Source organism: Bradyrhizobium sp. CCBAU 53351 (genome assembly GCF_015291745.1).
Taxonomy (GTDB): Bacteria; Pseudomonadota; Alphaproteobacteria; order Rhizobiales; family Xanthobacteraceae; genus Bradyrhizobium.
The window spans coordinates 6232809-6251199 of the sequence record NZ_CP030059.1 but is presented as its reverse complement, the minus strand read 5'-3'; the positions used below and the strand labels follow the sequence as shown (position 1 = coordinate 6251199).

General features: G+C 64.6%; 20 protein-coding genes. 16 read left to right on the top strand and 4 right to left on the bottom strand.

What is annotated here, in order from left to right; translation table 11 throughout:
- Nucleotides 1-4 precede the first annotated feature (4 nt).
- The 13 genes from XH83_RS29685 to XH83_RS29625 all read left to right on the top strand — a co-directional run bounded on the left by XH83_RS29685 (nucleotide 5) and on the right by XH83_RS29625 (nucleotide 10122).
- Nucleotides 5-1234 carry a flagellar hook protein FlgE gene (locus XH83_RS29685; RefSeq protein WP_194404168.1) on the top strand — a complete coding sequence of 410 codons (1230 nt, stop codon included), beginning with the start codon at nucleotides 5-7 and terminating at the stop codon, nucleotides 1232-1234.
- Between the two features lie 34 nt (nucleotides 1235-1268).
- On the top strand, nucleotides 1269-2747 hold the full coding sequence (flgK, locus tag XH83_RS29680; protein WP_194404167.1) for a flagellar hook-associated protein FlgK: 1479 nt from the start codon (nucleotides 1269-1271) through the stop codon (nucleotides 2745-2747).
- A gap of 3 nt (nucleotides 2748-2750) precedes the next feature.
- Complete coding sequence (locus XH83_RS29675; RefSeq protein ID WP_194404166.1) at nucleotides 2751-3797, top strand: flagellar hook-associated family protein; 1047 nt, start codon at nucleotides 2751-2753, stop codon at nucleotides 3795-3797.
- A 54-nt stretch (nucleotides 3798-3851) separates the two neighbouring features.
- A complete protein-coding gene (gene flaF, locus XH83_RS29670) occupies nucleotides 3852-4196 on the top strand; it encodes a flagellar biosynthesis regulator FlaF (protein ID WP_194404165.1) in 345 nt (114 codons plus the stop codon).
- On the top strand, nucleotides 4196-4606 hold the full coding sequence (gene flbT / locus XH83_RS29665) for a flagellar biosynthesis repressor FlbT (protein ID WP_194404164.1): 411 nt from the start codon (nucleotides 4196-4198) through the stop codon (nucleotides 4604-4606). The genes flaF and flbT overlap by 1 nt, the downstream gene beginning before the upstream one ends.
- Nucleotides 4607-4620: 14 nt before the next feature.
- The gene (gene flgD, locus XH83_RS29660) at nucleotides 4621-5040 is read left to right on the top strand and encodes a flagellar hook assembly protein FlgD (protein WP_194404163.1); all 420 of its coding nucleotides are present in this window, start codon (nucleotides 4621-4623) and stop codon (nucleotides 5038-5040) included.
- Nucleotides 5037-5303, top strand: coding sequence for a flagellar biosynthesis protein FliQ (gene fliQ / locus XH83_RS29655; RefSeq protein ID WP_027572776.1), 267 nt, complete (start codon nucleotides 5037-5039; stop codon nucleotides 5301-5303). The genes flgD and fliQ overlap by 4 nt, the downstream gene beginning before the upstream one ends.
- 77 nt (nucleotides 5304-5380) lie before the next feature.
- The gene (gene flhA / locus XH83_RS29650) at nucleotides 5381-7462 is read left to right on the top strand and encodes a flagellar biosynthesis protein FlhA (RefSeq protein WP_194404162.1); all 2082 of its coding nucleotides are present in this window, start codon (nucleotides 5381-5383) and stop codon (nucleotides 7460-7462) included.
- A complete protein-coding gene (fliR, locus tag XH83_RS29645; protein WP_194404161.1) occupies nucleotides 7459-8211 on the top strand; it encodes a flagellar biosynthesis protein FliR in 753 nt (250 codons plus the stop codon). Before flhA ends, fliR begins: the two co-directional genes overlap by 4 nt.
- A gap of 6 nt (nucleotides 8212-8217) precedes the next feature.
- Nucleotides 8218-8637 (top strand): hypothetical protein, encoded by a 420-nt coding sequence (locus XH83_RS29640; RefSeq protein ID WP_194404160.1) that lies wholly within the window; start codon nucleotides 8218-8220, stop codon nucleotides 8635-8637.
- Nucleotides 8634-9113: a rod-binding protein gene (locus XH83_RS29635; protein ID WP_194404159.1), complete on the top strand. Its 480-nt coding sequence runs from the start codon at nucleotides 8634-8636 to the stop codon at nucleotides 9111-9113. The genes XH83_RS29640 and XH83_RS29635 overlap by 4 nt, the downstream gene beginning before the upstream one ends.
- Nucleotides 9114-9154: 41 nt before the next feature.
- Nucleotides 9155-9667, top strand: coding sequence for a flagellar biosynthesis protein FlgN (locus tag XH83_RS29630; RefSeq protein WP_194404158.1), 513 nt, complete (start codon nucleotides 9155-9157; stop codon nucleotides 9665-9667).
- Complete coding sequence (locus XH83_RS29625; protein ID WP_194404157.1) at nucleotides 9664-10122, top strand: hypothetical protein; 459 nt, start codon at nucleotides 9664-9666, stop codon at nucleotides 10120-10122. The genes XH83_RS29630 and XH83_RS29625 overlap by 4 nt, the downstream gene beginning before the upstream one ends.
- A 274-nt stretch (nucleotides 10123-10396) precedes the next feature.
- Here the strand turns inward: XH83_RS29625 and XH83_RS29620 are convergent, their stop codons facing one another.
- Nucleotides 10397-11170: a winged-helix domain-containing protein gene (locus XH83_RS29620; RefSeq protein WP_194404156.1), complete on the bottom strand. Its 774-nt coding sequence runs from the start codon at nucleotides 11168-11170 to the stop codon at nucleotides 10397-10399.
- An 820-nt stretch (nucleotides 11171-11990) separates the two neighbouring features.
- On the opposite strand from XH83_RS29620, the gene XH83_RS29615 reads away from it, so the two are divergent.
- Nucleotides 11991-12947, top strand: coding sequence for a hypothetical protein (locus XH83_RS29615; protein ID WP_194404155.1), 957 nt, complete (start codon nucleotides 11991-11993; stop codon nucleotides 12945-12947).
- Between the two features lie 14 nt (nucleotides 12948-12961).
- On the opposite strand, the gene XH83_RS29610 is transcribed toward XH83_RS29615, so the two are convergent.
- Nucleotides 12962-13540 carry a MarR family winged helix-turn-helix transcriptional regulator gene (locus tag XH83_RS29610; RefSeq protein ID WP_194404154.1) on the bottom strand — a complete coding sequence of 193 codons (579 nt, stop codon included), beginning with the start codon at nucleotides 13538-13540 and terminating at the stop codon, nucleotides 12962-12964.
- Between the two features lie 696 nt (nucleotides 13541-14236).
- On the opposite strand from XH83_RS29610, the gene XH83_RS29605 reads away from it, so the two are divergent.
- Nucleotides 14237-15124: a dienelactone hydrolase family protein gene (locus tag XH83_RS29605; protein WP_194404153.1), complete on the top strand. Its 888-nt coding sequence runs from the start codon at nucleotides 14237-14239 to the stop codon at nucleotides 15122-15124.
- Between the two features lie 58 nt (nucleotides 15125-15182).
- Here the strand turns inward: XH83_RS29605 and XH83_RS29600 are convergent, their stop codons facing one another.
- Both XH83_RS29600 and XH83_RS29595 read right to left on the bottom strand, forming a co-directional pair.
- Nucleotides 15183-16451 carry a serine hydrolase gene (locus XH83_RS29600; protein ID WP_194404152.1) on the bottom strand — a complete coding sequence of 423 codons (1269 nt, stop codon included), beginning with the start codon at nucleotides 16449-16451 and terminating at the stop codon, nucleotides 15183-15185.
- A 126-nt stretch (nucleotides 16452-16577) separates the two neighbouring features.
- A complete protein-coding gene (locus XH83_RS29595; RefSeq protein WP_194404151.1) occupies nucleotides 16578-17426 on the bottom strand; it encodes an NAD-dependent epimerase/dehydratase family protein in 849 nt (282 codons plus the stop codon).
- Nucleotides 17427-17568: 142 nt separating this feature from the next.
- Here XH83_RS29595 and XH83_RS29590 point away from each other — a divergent pair, with 142 nt between their 5' ends.
- Entirely contained in the window at nucleotides 17569-18369 is an 801-nt protein-coding gene (locus XH83_RS29590; RefSeq protein WP_194404150.1) for an HAD family hydrolase, read from the top strand.
- The last annotated feature ends 22 nt before the right edge of the window (nucleotides 18370-18391 follow it).

The following is an 18391-nucleotide window of genomic DNA, read 5'->3' as shown; positions in this document are numbered from 1 at the left end:
CTTCATGAGCCTGTATGGTGTTATGCGCACCGGCGTTTCCGGAATGAACGCGCAGTCCAACAAGCTGTCGACGGTCTCGGACAACATCGCCAACGTCAACACGACCGGCTACAAGCGGGCTTCCACCGAATTCTCCTCGCTGATCCTGAAGAGCGGCTCCGGCAATTACGATTCGGGCGCGGTCGAGACCTCGGTCCGCTATGCCATCTCCGACGCCGGCAACTACCATTTCACGACCTCGACGACGGATCTCGCGGTCCAGGGCAACGGCTTCTTCGTCGTGCAGGACGCGAACGGAAACAACTTCCTCACCCGCGCCGGCGCCTTCGTGCCCGACAACACCGGCAACCTCGTCAACACCGCCGGCTTCCAGCTGATGGGCTACAACATCGCGAACGGTGCCGTCCCTAACGTCGCCGCCAACGGCTTCGGCGGTCTCCAGGTCATCAACGTCAACCAGATGGCGCTGCAGGCCGCGCCGTCGACCAAGGCGACCGTGGCCGCCAATCTCGATCCGAGCGCAACCGCGATCGCAGCGCCGGCAGGGCCCGCCAACTACACGTCGAAGACGTCGATGGTGACCTACGACAACATCGGCAACGCCGTGACGCTCGACGTGTACGCCGCCAAGACAGGCGCCAACACCTGGGACATCCAGGTCTACAACGGCGCGACGGCACTGACGACGGCCGGCCCCGCGACCACGTTCACCTTCGACGTCACCGCCACTGGTAAAGGCAAGCTGGCCGCGGCGAGCCCGACGGCGCTCTCGGTCGCCATCCCCGGCGGTTCCGCGGCCTTCAATATCGACCTGTCGGCGATGACCCAGGTCGCCGCCGCCTTCGACTTCAAGGCGACGGTCGACGGCAACGCCCCGTCCTCGGTCGAGAAGGTCAACATCGACGACAAGGGTATCGTCACCGCCGTGCTCAAGAACGGCACCACGCTGCCGAGCTTCCAGATCGCGCTCGCCACCGTGCCGAGCCCGGACCATCTGACGCCCGAGGTCGGCAACGTCTATTCGCCGAACCTGGAGTCCGGAAACGTGCAGGTCGGCCTTGCCGGCCAGGGCGGTCTCGGCACCGTCAAGTCCGGTGCGCTGGAAGATTCAAACGTCGATCTCGCGGACGAGTTGACCTCGATGATCGAGGCCCAGCGCGGCTTCACCGCGAACTCGAAATCGTTCCAGACCGGCGCCGACCTGCTGGACGTCGTCGTCAACCTGAAGCGCTGAACTCTTCAGCGCTCGTTTCGGGCAAGGGCACGTCATGTCCATTACCGCCGCTCTCAACTCCGCCCGCTCCTCGCTCATGGCGTCGGGCATCCAGTCGGCGACGATCTCGCGCAACATCGCCGGGGCCAGCGCCCCCGGCTATTCGCGCAAGCTCACCATGCTGGACAATCTGCCCGGCACCGGTGTCTATGTCGCGGCGATCCAGCGCGCGGCGTCTTCCGGCCTCTATTCCAACGTCCTCACCGCGACGTCATCGTCCGCCAAGCAGAGCGTGATCTATGACGGCCTGCAGAAGATCGCGGCCGCGACGGTGGACGATCCCGAGCTCGAACAGTCGCCGACCGCGCAGCTCAACAAGCTGAAGCAGGCGCTGCAGCAATACGCCAACTCCACCGACAATGCGACCCTGGCGCAGTCCGCCGTGACCTCGGCCAAGGACATGGTGACCGCGCTCAACCAGGCCACCAAGACGGTGCAGTCGGTTCGCGAGGGGGCGGACGTCGACATGGCGACGTCGGTTGCCAACATCAATCAGCTGCTGACCCAGTTCCAGACGGTCAACACCGCGATCGTGAAGGGCACGATCACCGGCGACGACGTCACCGACTATCTCGACCAACGCGACAGCATCGTCTCGAAGCTGTCGCAGGAGGTCGGCGTCACCATGTCGCTCCGTCCCAATGGCGACGCGGCGCTCTACACCGACAGTGGCGTCGTGCTGTTCGACAAGTCGGCGCGCACCGTGAGCTTTGCGCCGACCAACGCCTACACGGCCGGCACCACCGGCAACGCCGTCTTCATCGACGGTGTGCCCGTGACCGGTGCCAATTCCGTCATGCCGCTCAAGTCCGGCAAGCTCGCCGGCCTGGCCCAGCTGCGCGACCAGGACACGGTCACGTACCAGAGCCAGCTCGACGAAATCGCGCGCGGCCTGATCGACACCTTCAAGGAAAGCGATCAATCGGCCGTTCCGACGCTGGCGGACAGGCCCGGCCTCTTCACCTATCCCGGCGCGCCCGCGATGCCTGCGAGCGCCACGATCTCGGTCGGCCTCGCCGGCTTGATCTCGGTCGCTGCGTCGGTCGACCCGGCCGCGGGCGGCAATCCCAACCTTCTGCGCGACGGCGCGATCAGCGGCAATCCCGCCTTCAACTACAACACGACCGGCAACGCCGGCTTCTCGACCCGCCTGCATCAGCTCATCGACAACATGAACGCGTCGCAGCCGTTCGACGTCACGGCCCAGGGCAAGCCGAGCGGCAGCGTGATCGAGTTCGCCTCGTCCTCGGCGAGCTGGATCGAAAGCCATCGCAAGACCGCTGACGACAACGTCAAGTACCAGAACACGCTGCTCGACCGCAGCACCGCGGCGTTGTCCAACGTCGCTGGTGTCAACATGGACGACGAGATGTCGTTGATGCTCCAGGTCGAGCGCACCTATTCGGCGTCGTCGAAGATCATTTCGACCGTCGACGAGATGTTGCAGAGCCTGCTGGCCGCCGTGGGGAACTAAGTCATGATGAGCGCGAACTACATCTCGACCCTGATGCTGTCGTCGTCGTTGAGGTCGTCGATCACGAACAACCAGAGCGCGCTGACCAAGGCCTCGAAGGAGGCGACTACCGGCCGTTTCGCCGATGTCGGCCTCGAGCTCGGCACGGGAACGGGCCGCGACGTGGCGCTGCGGGCCGATTTCAACTTCGCCGATCAGCTGGTCGACACCAACGAGCTGGTGGCGGGGCGGCTCGATGTGACCCAGAACCGGATCACGCAGCTCGGCAAGACCGCGTCGGACTTCCTCAAGAATTTGATCGCGGCCCGCGACGCCGACAGCGGCGCGAAAATCATCCTGCCGAGCGCGTCCGCGAACCTTCAGGACCTCATTGGCGCGCTCAACGTCTCCTACAACGGGTCGTACCTGTTCGGCGGCATCAACACGCAGACCGTGCCGGTCACGAGCTACACGGCCGGCTCGGCCAGCAAGAACCAGGTCGACGCGGACTTCCTGGCGACGTTCGGCTTCTCGCAGTCCGCGCCGGGCGTGAGCACGATCACGCCGGCGCAGATGCAGAATTTCCTCGACAACGTCCTCGATCCCGAGTTTGCAAGCCCGGCCTGGAACACCAATTGGTCGGCGGCCACGGACCAGACGCTGTCGAGCCGCATCTCCACGACCGAGGTCGTCGACAGCTCGGTCAGCGCCAACCAGCCCGGCTTCCGCAAGCTGGCCGAGGCCTACACCATGCTCACCGACCTCGGCAACACCAGCCTGAGCAAGGACACGTTCCAGGTCGTCGTCGACAAGGCCATCAGTCTCGTCAGCGGCGCGATCAATGATCTCGCCGTGCTCGGCGGCACCGTCGGGTCGATCCAGCAGCGGGTCACCGGTGCATCCGAGAAGCTGAAGATCCAGAAGGACATCCTCAACAACCAGATCGTCCAGATGGAGGCTGTCGATCCGACCGAGGCTTCGGTCCGGGTCAATACCTTGCAGACCCAGATCAAGACGGCGCTCGCGCTGACCTCGCAGCTCCAGCAGATCAGCCTCATCAACTATCTCTGAGTTGGGCTCGCGACCTTTGTCCTGTTTTTCGATCTCCTGCGCAGAGTGGTTCTGATGACGTTTGAAGCCTATGAAGCGGTCGTCGACGAGAGTGGCTTTGAAGCGCGCGGCCGCGAGCGGCAGGCGCTCAGCCTCGGCATCGACCGGCTCGAACGACTCCAGAAGGGGCGCTTCAGCCTCGAGGACCTGGTCGAGAGCCTGCTCTATGTCCGACGCTTGTGGACGATCTTCATCGAGGACCTCTCGCACCCGGAAAACGGGCTGCCGGACAAGCTGCGCGCCGACATCATCTCGATCGGCCTGTGGGTGGTCAAGGAAGCCGATCGCCTTCGCGAGGAGCGATCGACCGACGTGATGCAGCTCATCGAAATCAACCGCCTGATCCGAGACGCCCTTTGATGAAAGTCTCCTTGCGGGCGGGCGAACGCATCTACATCAACGGCGCGGTGCTGCGCGTGGACCGCAAGGTCTCCGTCGAGCTCGTCAACGACGTGATGTTCCTGCTGGAAGGGCAGGTCATGCAGGCCTCCGACGCCACCACGGCGTTGCGGCAGCTCTATTTCATCGTCCAGCTCATGCTGATGAACCCGACCGACATCCGTGACGCCGCGGCGCTCTATGCGCAGCATCATGCGGCCCTGCGTGCCGTGTGCGAGAGCCGCGAGATGCTGGAGGGGCTTGGTGCGGTCGACGAACTGGTCGAGGCGACCCGTTACTTCGAAGCGCTCAAGCGGATCCGGGCCCTGTTCCCGGTCGAGCAGGCCATCCTGGCCGGCGCCGTACCCATTTCCCCCGTCGAAGCTGCCTGACAGCGGAGAGACACATGAACGTCACAGGCGTGACCGACACGACCGGCAAGTCCAATGCGACCGACCAGACCACGACGACGTCCAGCAATAGCGTCGACTACAATACGTTTCTTCAGCTCCTCATCGCCGAGATGAAGAACCAGGATCCGACCAATCCGATGGATACCTCGCAATATATGAGCCAGTTCGCCCAGCTCTCGACGGTCGAGCAGGCGATGCAGACCAATTCGAAGCTGGACGCGCTGCTGTCGTCGCAGTCGTTGTCGCAGGCCAACGGCCTGATCGGGAAGACCGTCAGCTTCACCGACTCGACCGGCGCCAGCTTCAGCGGCAAGGTCGTTTCGGTCGCCATCAACAGTGACGGCTCCATCGCGACCCTCCAGGACGGCACCAAGGTCGCGGTCGGGCCCGGCCTCACGATCAGCCAGTCATGAACGAACGCGACGCTCTCGACATCGTCCAGGCGGCGATTTGGACCATCATCGTCGCCTCCGGGCCAGCGGTCGGCGCCGCGATGCTGGTCGGCACCGTGATCGCGCTGATCCAGGCCCTGACCCAGATCCAGGAGGTGACGCTGACCTTCGTTCCGAAGATCATCGTCATCCTCTTGGTCGTCGCCGTCTCCGGCTCCTTCATCGGCGCGCATCTCTCGACCTTCACCGAGATGGTCTATTCGCGGATCGAGCACGGCTTCTGATCCGCGAGGCGCCTGCCACCACCCTCGCGTAAGCTTTGCACGGCAGATTGCGAACCGGACTCCTCTGCCGGTGACCCATGGCCGATACGTTAGCTGCTAGCCTGCCGACACCACGAAGATTGGGGGCCGACGCCTTTTTTGCCGGCGGCATCGTGGCCATGCTCACGATTCTGTTCCTGCCGATCCCACCGATCCTGATCGACCTTGGCCTGGCGTTCTCGATCGCGCTGTCGGCACTGATCCTGATGGTGGCGCTGTGGATCCAGCGACCGCTCGATTTCTCCGCCTTCCCGACCGTGCTGCTGATCGCGACGATCCTGCGCCTCGCGCTGAACGTCGCGACCACCCGCCTGATCCTGTCGCGCGGCGGCGAGGGCGAGCAGGCCGCCGGCCACGTCGTCGCCGGCTTCTCCAAGTTCGTGATGGGCGGCGATTTCGTCATCGGCCTGATCATCTTCGCCATCCTGGTCACGGTGAACTTCGTCGTGATCACCAAGGGCGCGACGCGTATCGCCGAAGTCGGCGCGCGCTTCACCCTCGATGCCATCCCCGGCAAGCAGATGGCGATCGACGCCGATCTGTCGGCGGGCCTGATCGACGACAAGGAAGCCCAGCGCCGGCGCCGCGAGCTCGAGGAGGAAAGCGCGTTCTTCGGCGCCATGGACGGCGCCTCGAAATTCGTCCGCGGCGACGCCATCGCCGGTCTGATCATCACGGCGATCAACATTTTCGGCGGCATCATCATCGGCGTCACCCATCACGGGCTGACCCTGTCGCGTGCCGCCGACGTCTATACCAAACTCTCCGTCGGCGACGGTCTGGTGTCGCAGATGCCGGCACTGATCGTGTCGCTGTCCGCGGGCCTGCTGGTCTCCAAGGGCGGCACCAGGGGGTCGGCGGAGCAGGCCGTGCTGCGGCAGCTCAGCGGCTACCCGCGCGCGGTATCGGCTGCCGCGCTGATGATGTTCGTGCTCGCGTTGATGCCGGGGCTGCCGTTGGCGCCTTTCGTTGCGCTGGGTGGCGTCATGGCCTTCGTCGGCTACTCGCTGCCGAGGCGGCAGGCGGCGCAGGAGCGCAAGGAGGCGGCCCTCAAGGCCGACGAGCGCGCCCAGGCCGAGGCCAAGGAATCCGTCAAGGAGCAGCTCAAGACCGCCGAAATCGAGCTGGCGCTTGGCGGCCACCTTTCGGTTCATCTCCTGGGCTCGCGCACCGAGCTTGCGCATCGCGTGGCCAAGATCCGCAAGAAGTTCGCCAAGCAGTACGGCTTCGTCATTCCCGAGATCAAGCTCACCGACAATCTCTCGATCGATCCCAAGAGCTACCAGATCCGGATCCACGACACGCGCGTCGCCCATGGCGAGCTCAGGCTCGGCGAGGTGCTCGTGCTGGTCGACAAGGACGGCAAGCCCGACGTGCCAGGCGAGGAGGTGATCGAGCCCGCTTTCGGCATGAAGGCACTCTGGGTCACGGAAGCCTTCACCGACGAGGTCAAGCGGCAGGGCTGCAAGCCGGTCGACAACCTGTCGGTGCTGCTCACGCATTTGAGCGAAGTGCTTAGGGCGAACCTCGCCCAGCTCCTGTCCTACAAGGACATGCGCGCGCTGCTCGACCGGCTCGATCCCGAGTACAAGCGTCTGGTCGAGGATCTCTGCCCCTCGCAAATCTCCTATTCGGGCCTGCTGGCGATCCTGAAGATCCTGCTGGCCGAGCGGGTCTCCATTCGCAACCTCCACCTCATCCTGGAGGCGATCGCGGAGATCGCGCCCCATGTGCGGCGCTCCGAGCAGGTCGCCGAGCATGTGCGCACGCGGCTGGCCCAGCAGATCTGCGGCGACCTCTCCGACAACGGCGTGCTCAACGTCGTCCGTCTCGGCAACCGCTGGGATCTCGCGTTCCACCAGAGCCTGAAGCGCGACGCCAAGGGCGACGTCGTCGAGTTCGACGCCGATCCGCGCCTGATCGAGCAATTCGCGACGGAAGCGAGCGCCGCGATCCGCAAGTTCACCGAGAACGGTACCAGCGTGGTGCTGGCAGTGACGCCCGAAGCGCGCCCCTATGTCCGGATGATCCTGGAACGGGTGTTCCCGACGCTGCCGATCCTGTCGCATGTCGAGGTCGCGCGTAGCGCGGAGATCAGGGCACTCGGAGCCATCTCGTGATCTCAGGCCTGGCCGACAGCGTGCTGGTGACGTTCATCGTGTTCTGCCGGATCGGCGCCTGCCTGATGCTGGTGCCCGGCTATTCCAGCGTCAACGTTCCGGCCCAGGTTCGCCTGTTCGTCGCGCTGGTCACGACCTTCGCGCTGGCGCCGATCCTGATCGCGGTCCTGAAGCCCCTCACGGACAACGCGGCGCCGCTGACGCTGGCGCTCCTGATCAGTTCGGAGCTCCTGGTCGGCAGCGTCATCGGGCTCGGCGGGCGGGTATTCTTCCTCGCGCTGCAGACCATGGCGACCGTGATGGCGAGCGCGATCGGCCTCAGCAACATCCCGGGCACGCCGGTTGCCGACAGCGATCCGGCGCCGGCGCTGGTACCGCTGATCATGGTGTCCGTCACCACGCTGTTCTTCATGACCGACCAGCATTGGCAGGTCCTGCGCGGGCTGATGAACTCCTACGATGTCTGGCATCCCGGCGACCGGCTCGGCGGCGGCATGCCGCTCGACCAGCTGGTCGGGCGCTTGTCCGAAGCGTTCGTGCTGACGCTGCGGATCACCAGCCCCTTCATCGTCTATTCGGTGATCGTCAACCTGGCGGTCGGCCTGATCAACAAGCTGACGCCGGCCATTCCAGTCTATTTCATCTCCGTGCCCTTCGTGCTGTTCGGCGGCTTCCTGCTACTCTACCTCACCAGTGACGAGCTGCTGACGCAATTCATGCTCGGCGTCTCGTCCTGGCTGGCGGAGTGAGCAGTGATGGCCTCGCGCGCGGACAAGCTCGGCCGAATGGTTTCGCTCGTGAAGCTGCAGCTCCGGCTGTCCGAATGGCAGCTTGCGCAGTTGCGACAGCAGGAGCGAAGCCTGCAGGACGAGCAGGAATGGCTGGTGGGCGCCTTGAACGACGGCAAGCCGCCGGCGGGCTCGTCGAGCGAATCGATCGCGCGGCGTCTGAACAGGACAAGCGTCGGTGCGCGCGCGGTTCAGGCGCAGGCTGCACAGCAACTCGACCAGGTTCGCGCCGAGAACCGCCGCGTCAAGCAGCTCGAGGAAGTCGCGAAGGCAGCGCTGGCCGACAAGCTCCGCGATGCCGAGAAGCGGGATCTCGAGGAGATGACGGGACTTAGCCCTGCCGTGCGCGCCTGGACGCCACGGCCAGCCAACCGGAACAAGACATGATCGTGACAGCGACACCCGACCTCGTCCTCGATGTCCTCGAGGCCGCCGATCCCGTGACGCAGCGCGCCGCGACCGCGAAGCTCGATGCGCTGAAATCTTCCGATGCCGATTTCGCCGCGACGATGGACGCGGAGGCCGGCAAGGCCGCGGCAGCGGCCGCCGATCAACCCGCGGCGAAGGTGGCCGCGGCGCAGTCGGACGCGGTGAACGGCGCGCCGGTTCGGGTGATCAAGGCGCCGGCATCCGGCGAGGTCTACCGGAAGTTCGAAGCTTTCATCCTCCAGACCTTCGTCGAGACGATGCTGCCGAAGGAATCGGAGGAGGTCTTCGGCAAGGGCACGGCTGGCGGCGTCTGGAAGTCGATGCTGGCGGAGCAGCTCGGCAACCAGCTGGCAAAAGGTAAGGGCATCGGCATCGCCGAGCGGCTCGCTGCCGCGCATCCGCCGGCACCGGACAATGCGGGCAAGGCGGGATGATGATCCGCGAATGGGGACAGAAATTGAGGGGTGAATTTTCCATGCAGGTACAAGACAGCGCGGCGGCCATGGTGATCGAGCAGCCGGTCGCGGATATCGAGATGGTCACGACGGAAGCCGCAGCAGGCGATGCGCTGCTGCCCGTGTTGCTGCCGGTCGTGAGCAGCGAGCCCGCGGTCGACGGCGCCGATGCTGCGAGATCGGACGAGGTGCGCGGCCTCTTGGCTGCGATCCGCCGGCTCGAGAGCATCGTCGAGGAAGAGACGGTCGCGCTCACCACGGGGCAGAAGATCGATTTCGACGATTTCAGCGCGCGCAAGAGCCGCAGCATGCTCGAATTCGTCCGCCTGATGCGGGCGCGGATGCATCTCGGCGGCGAAGTCGAGGTCACCGAGGAGATTCAGCGGCTACGCGAAAAACTCGAGCGCAATCGGTCGGTCCTCGAAATGCACTATGACGCGGTGCGCGAGGTCGCTGGCATCATCGTCAAGGCGATCAAGGAGGCCGAGTCGGACGGCACCTATACCGGTCGCGCAGCGCAGGACGGAAAATGATCAGACTGGTGCTGGCCGGGCTCTGGGTATGCATCCTCACAGCGGGCACGAGCTATGCCGTGGCCTATTGGAAGGAAAACGGCAGCCTTCTGCCGGCCAAGGACGAATATCTCGACGGGCTGCAATACCAGAAGACGCGGGCCCTGAGCGTGCCCATGGTCGAGAACGGCAATGTGCAGGGCTATATCGTCGCGCGCTTCGTCTACACCATGGAGGCGCGGACCATGCACCAGCTCAACGTTCCGCCGGAGCCGTTCGTCGTCGACGAGGCCTTCCGCAGGATCTATGCCGATGACCGTCTCGACTTCAGGAAGCTCGCCCGTTACGACCTCTCCATCCTGACGACGGCCATCAAGCAGCGCGTCAACGAGCGGATGCAGGCTGACATCGTCCAGGACGTCCTGGTCGAAGATTTCAACTACGTCTCCAAGGAAGAATTCCAGCAGAAGCCGTAGCGCGCGCCGACTTGAAGCCGCGTTGAGAGCATTTCCGTGCGGCCATCCTTCGAGACGCCCGCCGTTGGCGGCCCTCAGGATGAGGGCCGGGTGCGTGGGGCGAGTTTCAACGAGCACTGCTGCTAGCCTCATCCTGGGAGACCGCCAAGCGGTCGTCTCGAAGGACGAGGCGCGCTCGACGACTGCTTGCCGCCTCTACCCCCCAAACGTGCAACGGCCTCCGCGAAGCTGCTTCGCGGAGGCCGTTGTCGGTCTACAGCAGGCCTCTGCCGGATCAGTTGCCGGCCGGATACGCGGCCGGGACGGCATGCGTGCGGTTCAGCAGGATGCCGACCTCGTCGTCGAGCTCCTGCATCGGTTCGTCCAGGGTTTCGCCGGCGGGGATGTCGAGGCGGTATCCGACGTAGCGCCGGGCCACGATCGCGTCGAAGCCGAGACGGTCGCGGAGCTTCTTGCGCAGCTTGCTGACGTGGCTCTCGATCACGCTCTCGTCGAACGTGGACTCGAAGATGCCGTAGACCGCGTTGAAGATCTGCGTCTTGGTGATCCACTTGCCGTGGTTGCTGACCATATATTCGAGAATGCGCAGCTCGCGGCGGGGCAGGGTGAGGGCGTGGCCCGCGATCTCGGGGTCACGGCCGTTGAAGAAGACCTGGATCCTGGTCTCGCAGGGCCTTGGCAGTTCGCCCACCCGGCGGCGCGCGATCGCGGCCGTTCGAGCGAGGATTTCGCGGAGATGGACCGGCACGTGCACGACATCGTCGACGCCCGATTCGAACAGCTCGAGCGTGTTCTTGAGCATCTTCTGGCCGCTCACGGCGATGATGGGAGCCGAGGAACGCTTGCGCATCGCCCGCGGCAGGCTTCCGCGGGCATCGCAATCCCCGAGGAGGAAGGCGTCGACCGCTGCCAGGTCCGATTCACTCGCGGATTGCAGCCAGTCCCAGAATTCCCCGGAGGAGAATCCGATCGACGATACGCCTTCGCGAACGAGCCCTCCGACGTAGCTGTTCGCGACGCTCTCGCGATCATCAACGATAATATACATCAGTCTTTCGCCCCTGTTTCGCACTTGTTGCGGCCGGCTGGTTGTTGTGATGCTCCGGCTCGGCAACGATGCTGTTTGACGACATTCCTTCCCGCGAACGGTTGTTATGGTTTCGATATTCGCGGGCAGCCCTACGCATTCAGTGCCTGCGTCTCGCAGGCCTGGTACTTCCACTCGATACTGAACGCTTACTGCGTGAGGCCCGGCGGGTGTCGTACGGATCACCTCGCGGGGCAGATTGAGAAACGACCTAGAACAGTTGCGCCAAGTTGCTCATCGCGTCCGAACACACCTGAAACTTGTGTCGATCTCCTCGCCACTGGCGAGAATCACTTGACTAGGACCGTAGCGATTGCCGATTTCCGATCAAGCGTGCGCCACAAAGTGTTTGCTACGTGTGCTTGATGCTGTTGGTTTGTTTCGGGTTGTTTCTTGATGTATTCAGTCGCATCAGTTGCTTTGGAAACCAAACTAATTTTGCACCGCGATGGGCCTATGGTTCCGCATCCCCGTACAACTACAGCTGTTTTGAGTGATGCGGGCGCTCACGCATAGGAGGGGGTTTTCAACCCGCGATTGACGCGCTCGCGCGGTTTTCCACATGCGACAATTCGACTCATACGCGGTGCCGCGACTCCAGCTTGGCGAAATCTTGGCGAGTGTGTGTCTTTCGAGTCGCACTCTCGCCACGCGAACGACGCGTTTAAGCCACGGCGCGTCGCATCGCGCGTGTTGAGAATCTTTCGATGCGCACGTTTCGGACAAGCTTCGGCAAATAACGTCACCGTTCGACAGATCGAACCGCACGGAGCATTCTCACATGTTGTCCGATGGACAAGCTCGTCCCAACGCGACCGCTGATGTTTCCGCGACGGTAAAGCCGGCTCCCGCGCCGCGCGATATGAAGGATGATACGGCGCGAGCCGCCAAGCCTGCTGCGGCTGCAAAGCGTGCGTCGGCCGCGGCGAGCGACGAAGCCCTCGCGAAGGAGGCGCTCGAAGGGCTCAAGCGTATTCGCGCCAAAGCGCGTCTCGACAAGATGGCGATCCCCAAGCCTGCGCCGACCGTGATCAAGCCGGCAGTGATCGTGGCCAAGCCGCCGCCGCCCCGTCCGACATGGGTTGCGCCGCTCGCGACATTGGCGGTCGCCGCCATACTCGTGGTCTGCGCCTGCACCGGCGTGATCGCCTATCTCACCACGCAGCCGGCGCAGAACAACGTTGCGGCCAATACGGAGATCAGGATCCTGCGCGAGACCGTCGCACAGCTGCGCAAGCAGGTGTCTGGCGTGTCGGAAAATCTCGACGGCCTGCGCACCGCGGTCGATCAGTCGAGCAAGGCGACCAACGACCGGTTCGGCCGGTTCGCCGAGAATCTGGATCGCATCGAGCGGGTGAGCTCGTCCTCGACGGTCAAGCTCGACAGGCTGGCTCAGGCGCAGGTCCAGGCTCCAGCTCCCGCTCCGGCGACGGTGCAATCGCAGCCGCCGTCACAACAAGGGCCGATGATGGCCGCGGTCGCGGCGCCGGAGTTCACGGGCTCGGTGTCGCCGCCCGAGCGGTCGTCGGCGCCGCGGAAGGTGATCAAGGGTTGGTCGGTCCGCCAGGCCTATGAGGGCATCGCCATCCTGCAGAGTCCGAACGGCGTCATCGAAGCCGTGCTGGGCCAGCAGGTGCCCGGCCTCGGCCGCATCGAGGAGATCAGGAGCGAGAACGGGCGCCTCGTGGTGGAGACGAGTGGGGGCGTCGTCTATTCGTCACGCAAGGCGACGCCCTGATCGAACGCCGCCTTCTATTGGCGGTGATGCTCGAAGCTGGTGCATAGCAGGTCGACCTCCGCCTCCGCGATCGGCGAGCGAAACAGGCGGCAGCTGAATTCGGCCGGCGCCTTGCTGTCCGTGGTCATGCGCTCTTCCCGGAGGAAGATGCATCGCTTGCAAACGTCGGTGTGGTGCCGCTGCTCGGCCGCGTCCGACTGATCCAGCACGTGCCGGAACGTGTCGCGGAAGCGCATCTTGACCTCGTCGTCGAGCCCGGCAATCGCCTCGATGAGGACGTTGACGGGGTCGCGCACCAGGAACTTCTTGCCCTGCTGCGTCACGCTCAGCATCACCGAGCGTTTGTCGGTGGCCGAGCGCTTTCGCTCGATATAACCGAGCCGTTCGAGCTCTCCGATGATGAACGAGGCGGTGCCGCGCGTGGTGCCGACGTAACTTGCGAGCGCCGAAGGCGTCCGGGAGAAACGGTTGGCGCGGGAGAGGAATCGCAGCGCCATCCATTCGCGGTCGCGCAAGCCGTGCCTGGTGCCTTCGAACCACAGGATTCGTGCGGCCTGCTCCAGCAGTTCAATCGATTCGCGAGCCAAATTCATTTCAATTCCAGGTCGGATAAAGCTTTATTCAATTGAGCCTTGATTCAATTGAGCCTTGGGGTGCGCAATCTGAGCAGACGAGAATGAAGTCCCCACCTGGGCCCTCCGTCCGTTGCCGGGCGGCGGACCGCGCATGGGGAAGAACCGGTTGGAACTTCCGGACGTGGAACTAGGGCGTCACAAAGAAAGTTCGAGTAAATCGCACCGCTCGAGTCCTCTGAAAATTTCAATCAAATGACGGCGTCTCGCATGTGCTCCGGCGGTCATGCGCGATGCGTGAGCAACATGATGTGTCATTGCAGCCGTTGCGGTGTCCTTTTGTTGCGGGTGAGCGCGTCGAATGCGCGAACATGCGCATCGGCTGCGGCGCCCGGCGGTGTGATCGGCCAAGAGAGAACCGACTTTTTCGGTTAATGGATGTTGCGACGCAGCGCAGTTAGACGGTTAAGTCCGGCATACGAGCGATCCAGGCCATGTCAGCGCGTCGCTGGAGATCGAGCACGCCGCGCTGGCCAGCATCACACGTCAGGCAACATGCGCGAGCTCTGCGACCTCATCGCCTGCAGCGTCATCGCCATTCAGGGGCCGGCCTGAAAGGGCGCGTGCTCGCAGGCTGGTGACTTGCGTTTCGCCGGTAATTATTGGCGAATGCGTCGCCCCCGGGGGCATCAGCATAGGCAGCAGAGGGATAGACCGATGAGCTTCGAAACCACCATGACATCCGACGTCGTCGGGCTGACGAAAGTCGCCCCGGTCTCGCGCCGCGGATTCATGAGCGCCACCGCGGCCGTGGCGGCCGGCTACACGCTAGCGGCCGGGCCCGTGCGCGCCGAGGTGGTCGCGACCGACACCAATGGTCTCCAGGCCGGCGATGCCAAGGTCAAGGTCGGCTCCGAAGAGATGCCCGTCTATTTCGCCCGCCCTGCCGGCAACACCAAGGCCCCCGTGATCATCGTGGCGATGGAGATCTTCGGCCTGCACGAATACATCAAGGACGTGACGCGGCGCCTCGCCAAGCTCGGCGCGTTCGCCATCGCGCCGGATTACTACTTCCGCAAGGGTACCGACCTCACCAAGATCACCGACATCAAGGAGCTCTTGCCGATCGTCAATGCCAAGCCCGACGCCGAGCTGCTGTCGGACCTCGATGCAGTGGTGGCATGGGCGGGCTCGCAGGCCGGTGATGCCGCCAAGCTCGGCATCATCGGCTTCTGCCGGGGCGGCCGCACGGTCTGGGAATATGCCGCCCACAACAGCAGCCTCAAGGCCGGCGTTGCCTTCTACGGAAGTTTGGTCGACCCCGCCAATCCGCTGTGGCCGAAGAGCCCGATGCAGCTTGCACCCGAGATGAAGGCGCCGGTGCTCGGCCTCTACGGCGGTGCCGACACCGGCATTCCCGTCGCTCAAGTCGAGCAGATGAAGGCGGCGCTGGCCGAGAACAAGAAGACGGCTGAATTCAAGGTCTACCCCGAAGCGCCGCACGGCTTCCATGCCGACTACCGCGGCAGCTACCGCAAGGACGCCGCGGACGATGCCTGGAAGCAGGCGAAAGCCTGGTTCAAGAAATACGGCGTCCTGAGCTGACGCCGGGTATAAAGGGGCGGCCGGTCGGCCGCCCTTTCTCTTTCGATACGCCCCAATTTCACTTCGTCATCGCGCCGTAGACGAGGTCCTGGACCTGCTCGCGATAATATTTGCGCAGCTCGCCTGGCGCAGCCGTTCCGACCACGACGACGAGACGCTCCTTGGGATCGCAGAAGAATTGCGTCCCGTAAGCGCCGTTCCAGGTGAACTCGCCGGGATTGCCGGGGACCGATGACAACCCCTCGCTGGTGCGGACCGCGACGGAAAGGCCAAAGCCAAAGCCGGCGCGATGCGGCTCGACATTGGCCACGTTGTTCTTGATTGCGGGACCAAGGTGGTTGGCCGTCATGTGGTGCACCGTCTTGGGTGAGAGGATGCGCTGGCCGTCGAGCTCGCCGCCGTTGAGCAGCATCTGGCCGAAGCGGACATAGTCGCCGATCGTCGCGAATGAGCAGGCGCCGCCGCAATCGAACTTGGTCGGCGTGTCCACAAGCTTGATGGCTTGCGGCTTGCCAGTCAGCGGATCGTTGGCGAAGGGACGGGCGAGGCGAGGACGCTGCGCATCGGTCGGATGGAAAGTCGCATCCTTCATGCCGAGCGGCTGCCAGACATTGGCGGCGAGATAATCGCCGAGCCTCTGCTCGCTCACCTTCTCGACGACCGCACCGAGCACGTCGATCGAGAAGCCGTATTCGAACTCGGTCGAGGGCTGATGCGCCAGCGGCAGCTTCGTGATGCGGTCGATGAAGGCCTGGGTGTCGCCTTCGATCGCCGGCGCGACGCCATCGGGATATTGCCGCGCCACCGGGCTCGACGAGTCCGGGCGGCCGCCATACATCAAGCCGGACGTGTGCCGATAGAGATCGTGGATGAAGATCGGCGAGGCCTGCGGCTCGAGCTTGAGCGAGCCGTCGGCCTGGGGCACGCCGACCTTCATGTCGGCAAAGCCGGCATAGTAATCGGCCAGCTTGGCCTGGAGCGGCAACTGGCCCTTTTCCATCAGCGTCAGGCCGGCGACCGCCGCCATCGGCTTGGTCATCGAGGCCAACGCGAAGATCGCGTCGACCGGCATCGGCGTGCCCTTCTCCGGATCGAGCAGGCCATAAGCCTTGTAGTGCACGAGCTTGCCGTCGCGCGCCACCGCGACGACCGCGCCGGGCACGCGCTTGGCGGCGATCTCGCGCGCGAAGAAGCTGTCGAGGCGTGTAAGGCTCTGCGCCGAGAAGCCGACATCATCGGGTTTGGCTTCGGGCAGCGGTGCGGCCCGTGCTGCACCGAGCGTGATGGCGGCGGCCGTCGCTGCGATCATGGCGATCGTCTTGTTCATTGCGTCCTCCCAAGCCGCGGGCTCGTTGTGCATGTGGCCCGCGCGACGTCTAGATCACGTCCGCATAAAGGCGAAGTCAACCGCGCGCCGGACATGACTGGGACGCGGCCGGGGGAGGCCGAAACCCTATCGTCCTTCGCCCGCACGCCACAGCGCGTCGAGGCCGTGCCGATAGGTCGGGTGCACCAGCGCGACGCCGAGCTCTTGCTTCAGTTTCGCGTTGGAGACACGGGCGCTGCTGGCATAGAAGCTGCGCGCCATCGCCGACATCTCGGCGGTCGCGAACGGCTCTTCCGGTGGTGGCGCAACGCCCATCAGCTCCGCCGCATGGGCGATCACGTCCTGCGGCGGTGTCGGCTCGTCGTCGCAGACGTTCCAGGTTCCGCCGCTGTCGTGGCGAATGGCCGCGATGATCGCACTCGCGATGTCGTCGGCATGGATGCGGTTGAAGACCTGGCCGGGCTTGATGATGCGCCGCGCCGTGCCCGCGCGCAGCGTCACCAGCGCGTTGCGGCCGGGGCCGTAGATGCCGGCAAGCCGCAGGATCGCGGCATCGCCCTGCGCGATGTCCGTCCAGGCCTGCTCGGCGGCAATCCGCATGCGCGCGCGGTTGAGCGATGACTGCGGCGGCGTGCTCTCGTCGACCCAGCCGCCATCGTGATCGCCGTAGACGCCGATGGTGGAGAGATAGATGATCTTGCGGCGGCCCGCCGCCAGCACGTCGCCGAACGCTGCGATGGTGGGATCGCCGGCGCTGCCGGGCGGGATCGACACCAGGAGCACGTCGGCATCGCGGACTTGCTGGACCGTCTCGCGCGCGGGGGGCTCGCCGGAAAAGGCGTGGACTTCGATGCCGGCGAGGTCGTCTCGCTTTGCCGGATCGCGCACGGTGCCCGCGATGTGCGAGAAGCTGCCGCCGTGTTGGCGGACGAAGTGCCGGACGCTGTAGCCGAGGCCAAGGACGAAAAGCCGCATGCGTCTCCCTGAAAGCTCGAAGTTCCCGCGCGAGCTGCGCGTCCCTCGCTCATAAGAGATTTTTGGGTCCGGCAAAAGATATTGCGATTTGTCTCGCCCCCAGCTTCGGGCGATGGTCGGCTGTCACAGGGAGGCACCGACCATGCAGGCAGAGGCGCTCGCTTTCGCACCGGCGCATGCCAGCGAGCTGATCCGGCGCGCGGCCGCGCTGATCTTCGACGTCGACGGCACCCTGGCCGAGACCGAGGAGCTGCATCGTCAGGCGTTCAACCATGCCTTTGCGTGCCACGGTCTCGACTGGCACTGGGATCGCGCCGTCTACAAGGACCTGCTGCGGGTGACCGGCGGCAAGGAGCGCATGCGCGCCTACCATGGCAGGCTGCCGACCGCCCGGCCTTTGCCGGACGAGGACATCGCCGCGCTTCACCGCATCAAGACTGTGCATTATGCCGAGCTGGTCGAGACCGGCTGCTGTCAGCTTCGGCCGGGCGTGATCGAGCTGCTCGCCGCGGCGAAGGCGAGGGGGCAGCGGCTTGCGATCGCGACCACGACCTCGCATGGCAACATCCAGGCGCTGCTGTCGCAGGCGCTGGGGGCGAACTGGGCTGCGGAGTTCGACGCCATCGTCGCCGGCGACGACGTCAGGCACAAGAAGCCCGCGCCGGACGTCTATCTCGAAACGCTGGCCCGGCTGAAGCTGGGTGCGGCCGACTGCGTTGCCGTTGAGGATTCCGCCAACGGCCTGATTTCGGCCTCGCAGGCGAATATCCCTGTCATCATCACCCGCAGCATGTTCTTTGCGGATGATGATTTTGCCACGGCGCAGTGCGTGCTGGACGATTTGGCGGAACTCGTCGCCGGGCAAAGAACGGGGAACCCAAAGGGGGGTACATCGAGCTGCGAGGCGGAGAGCCCGCTCTCGTTCACCACATTTAAACCTTAAGATTCTACGAAGAGTACTCAGC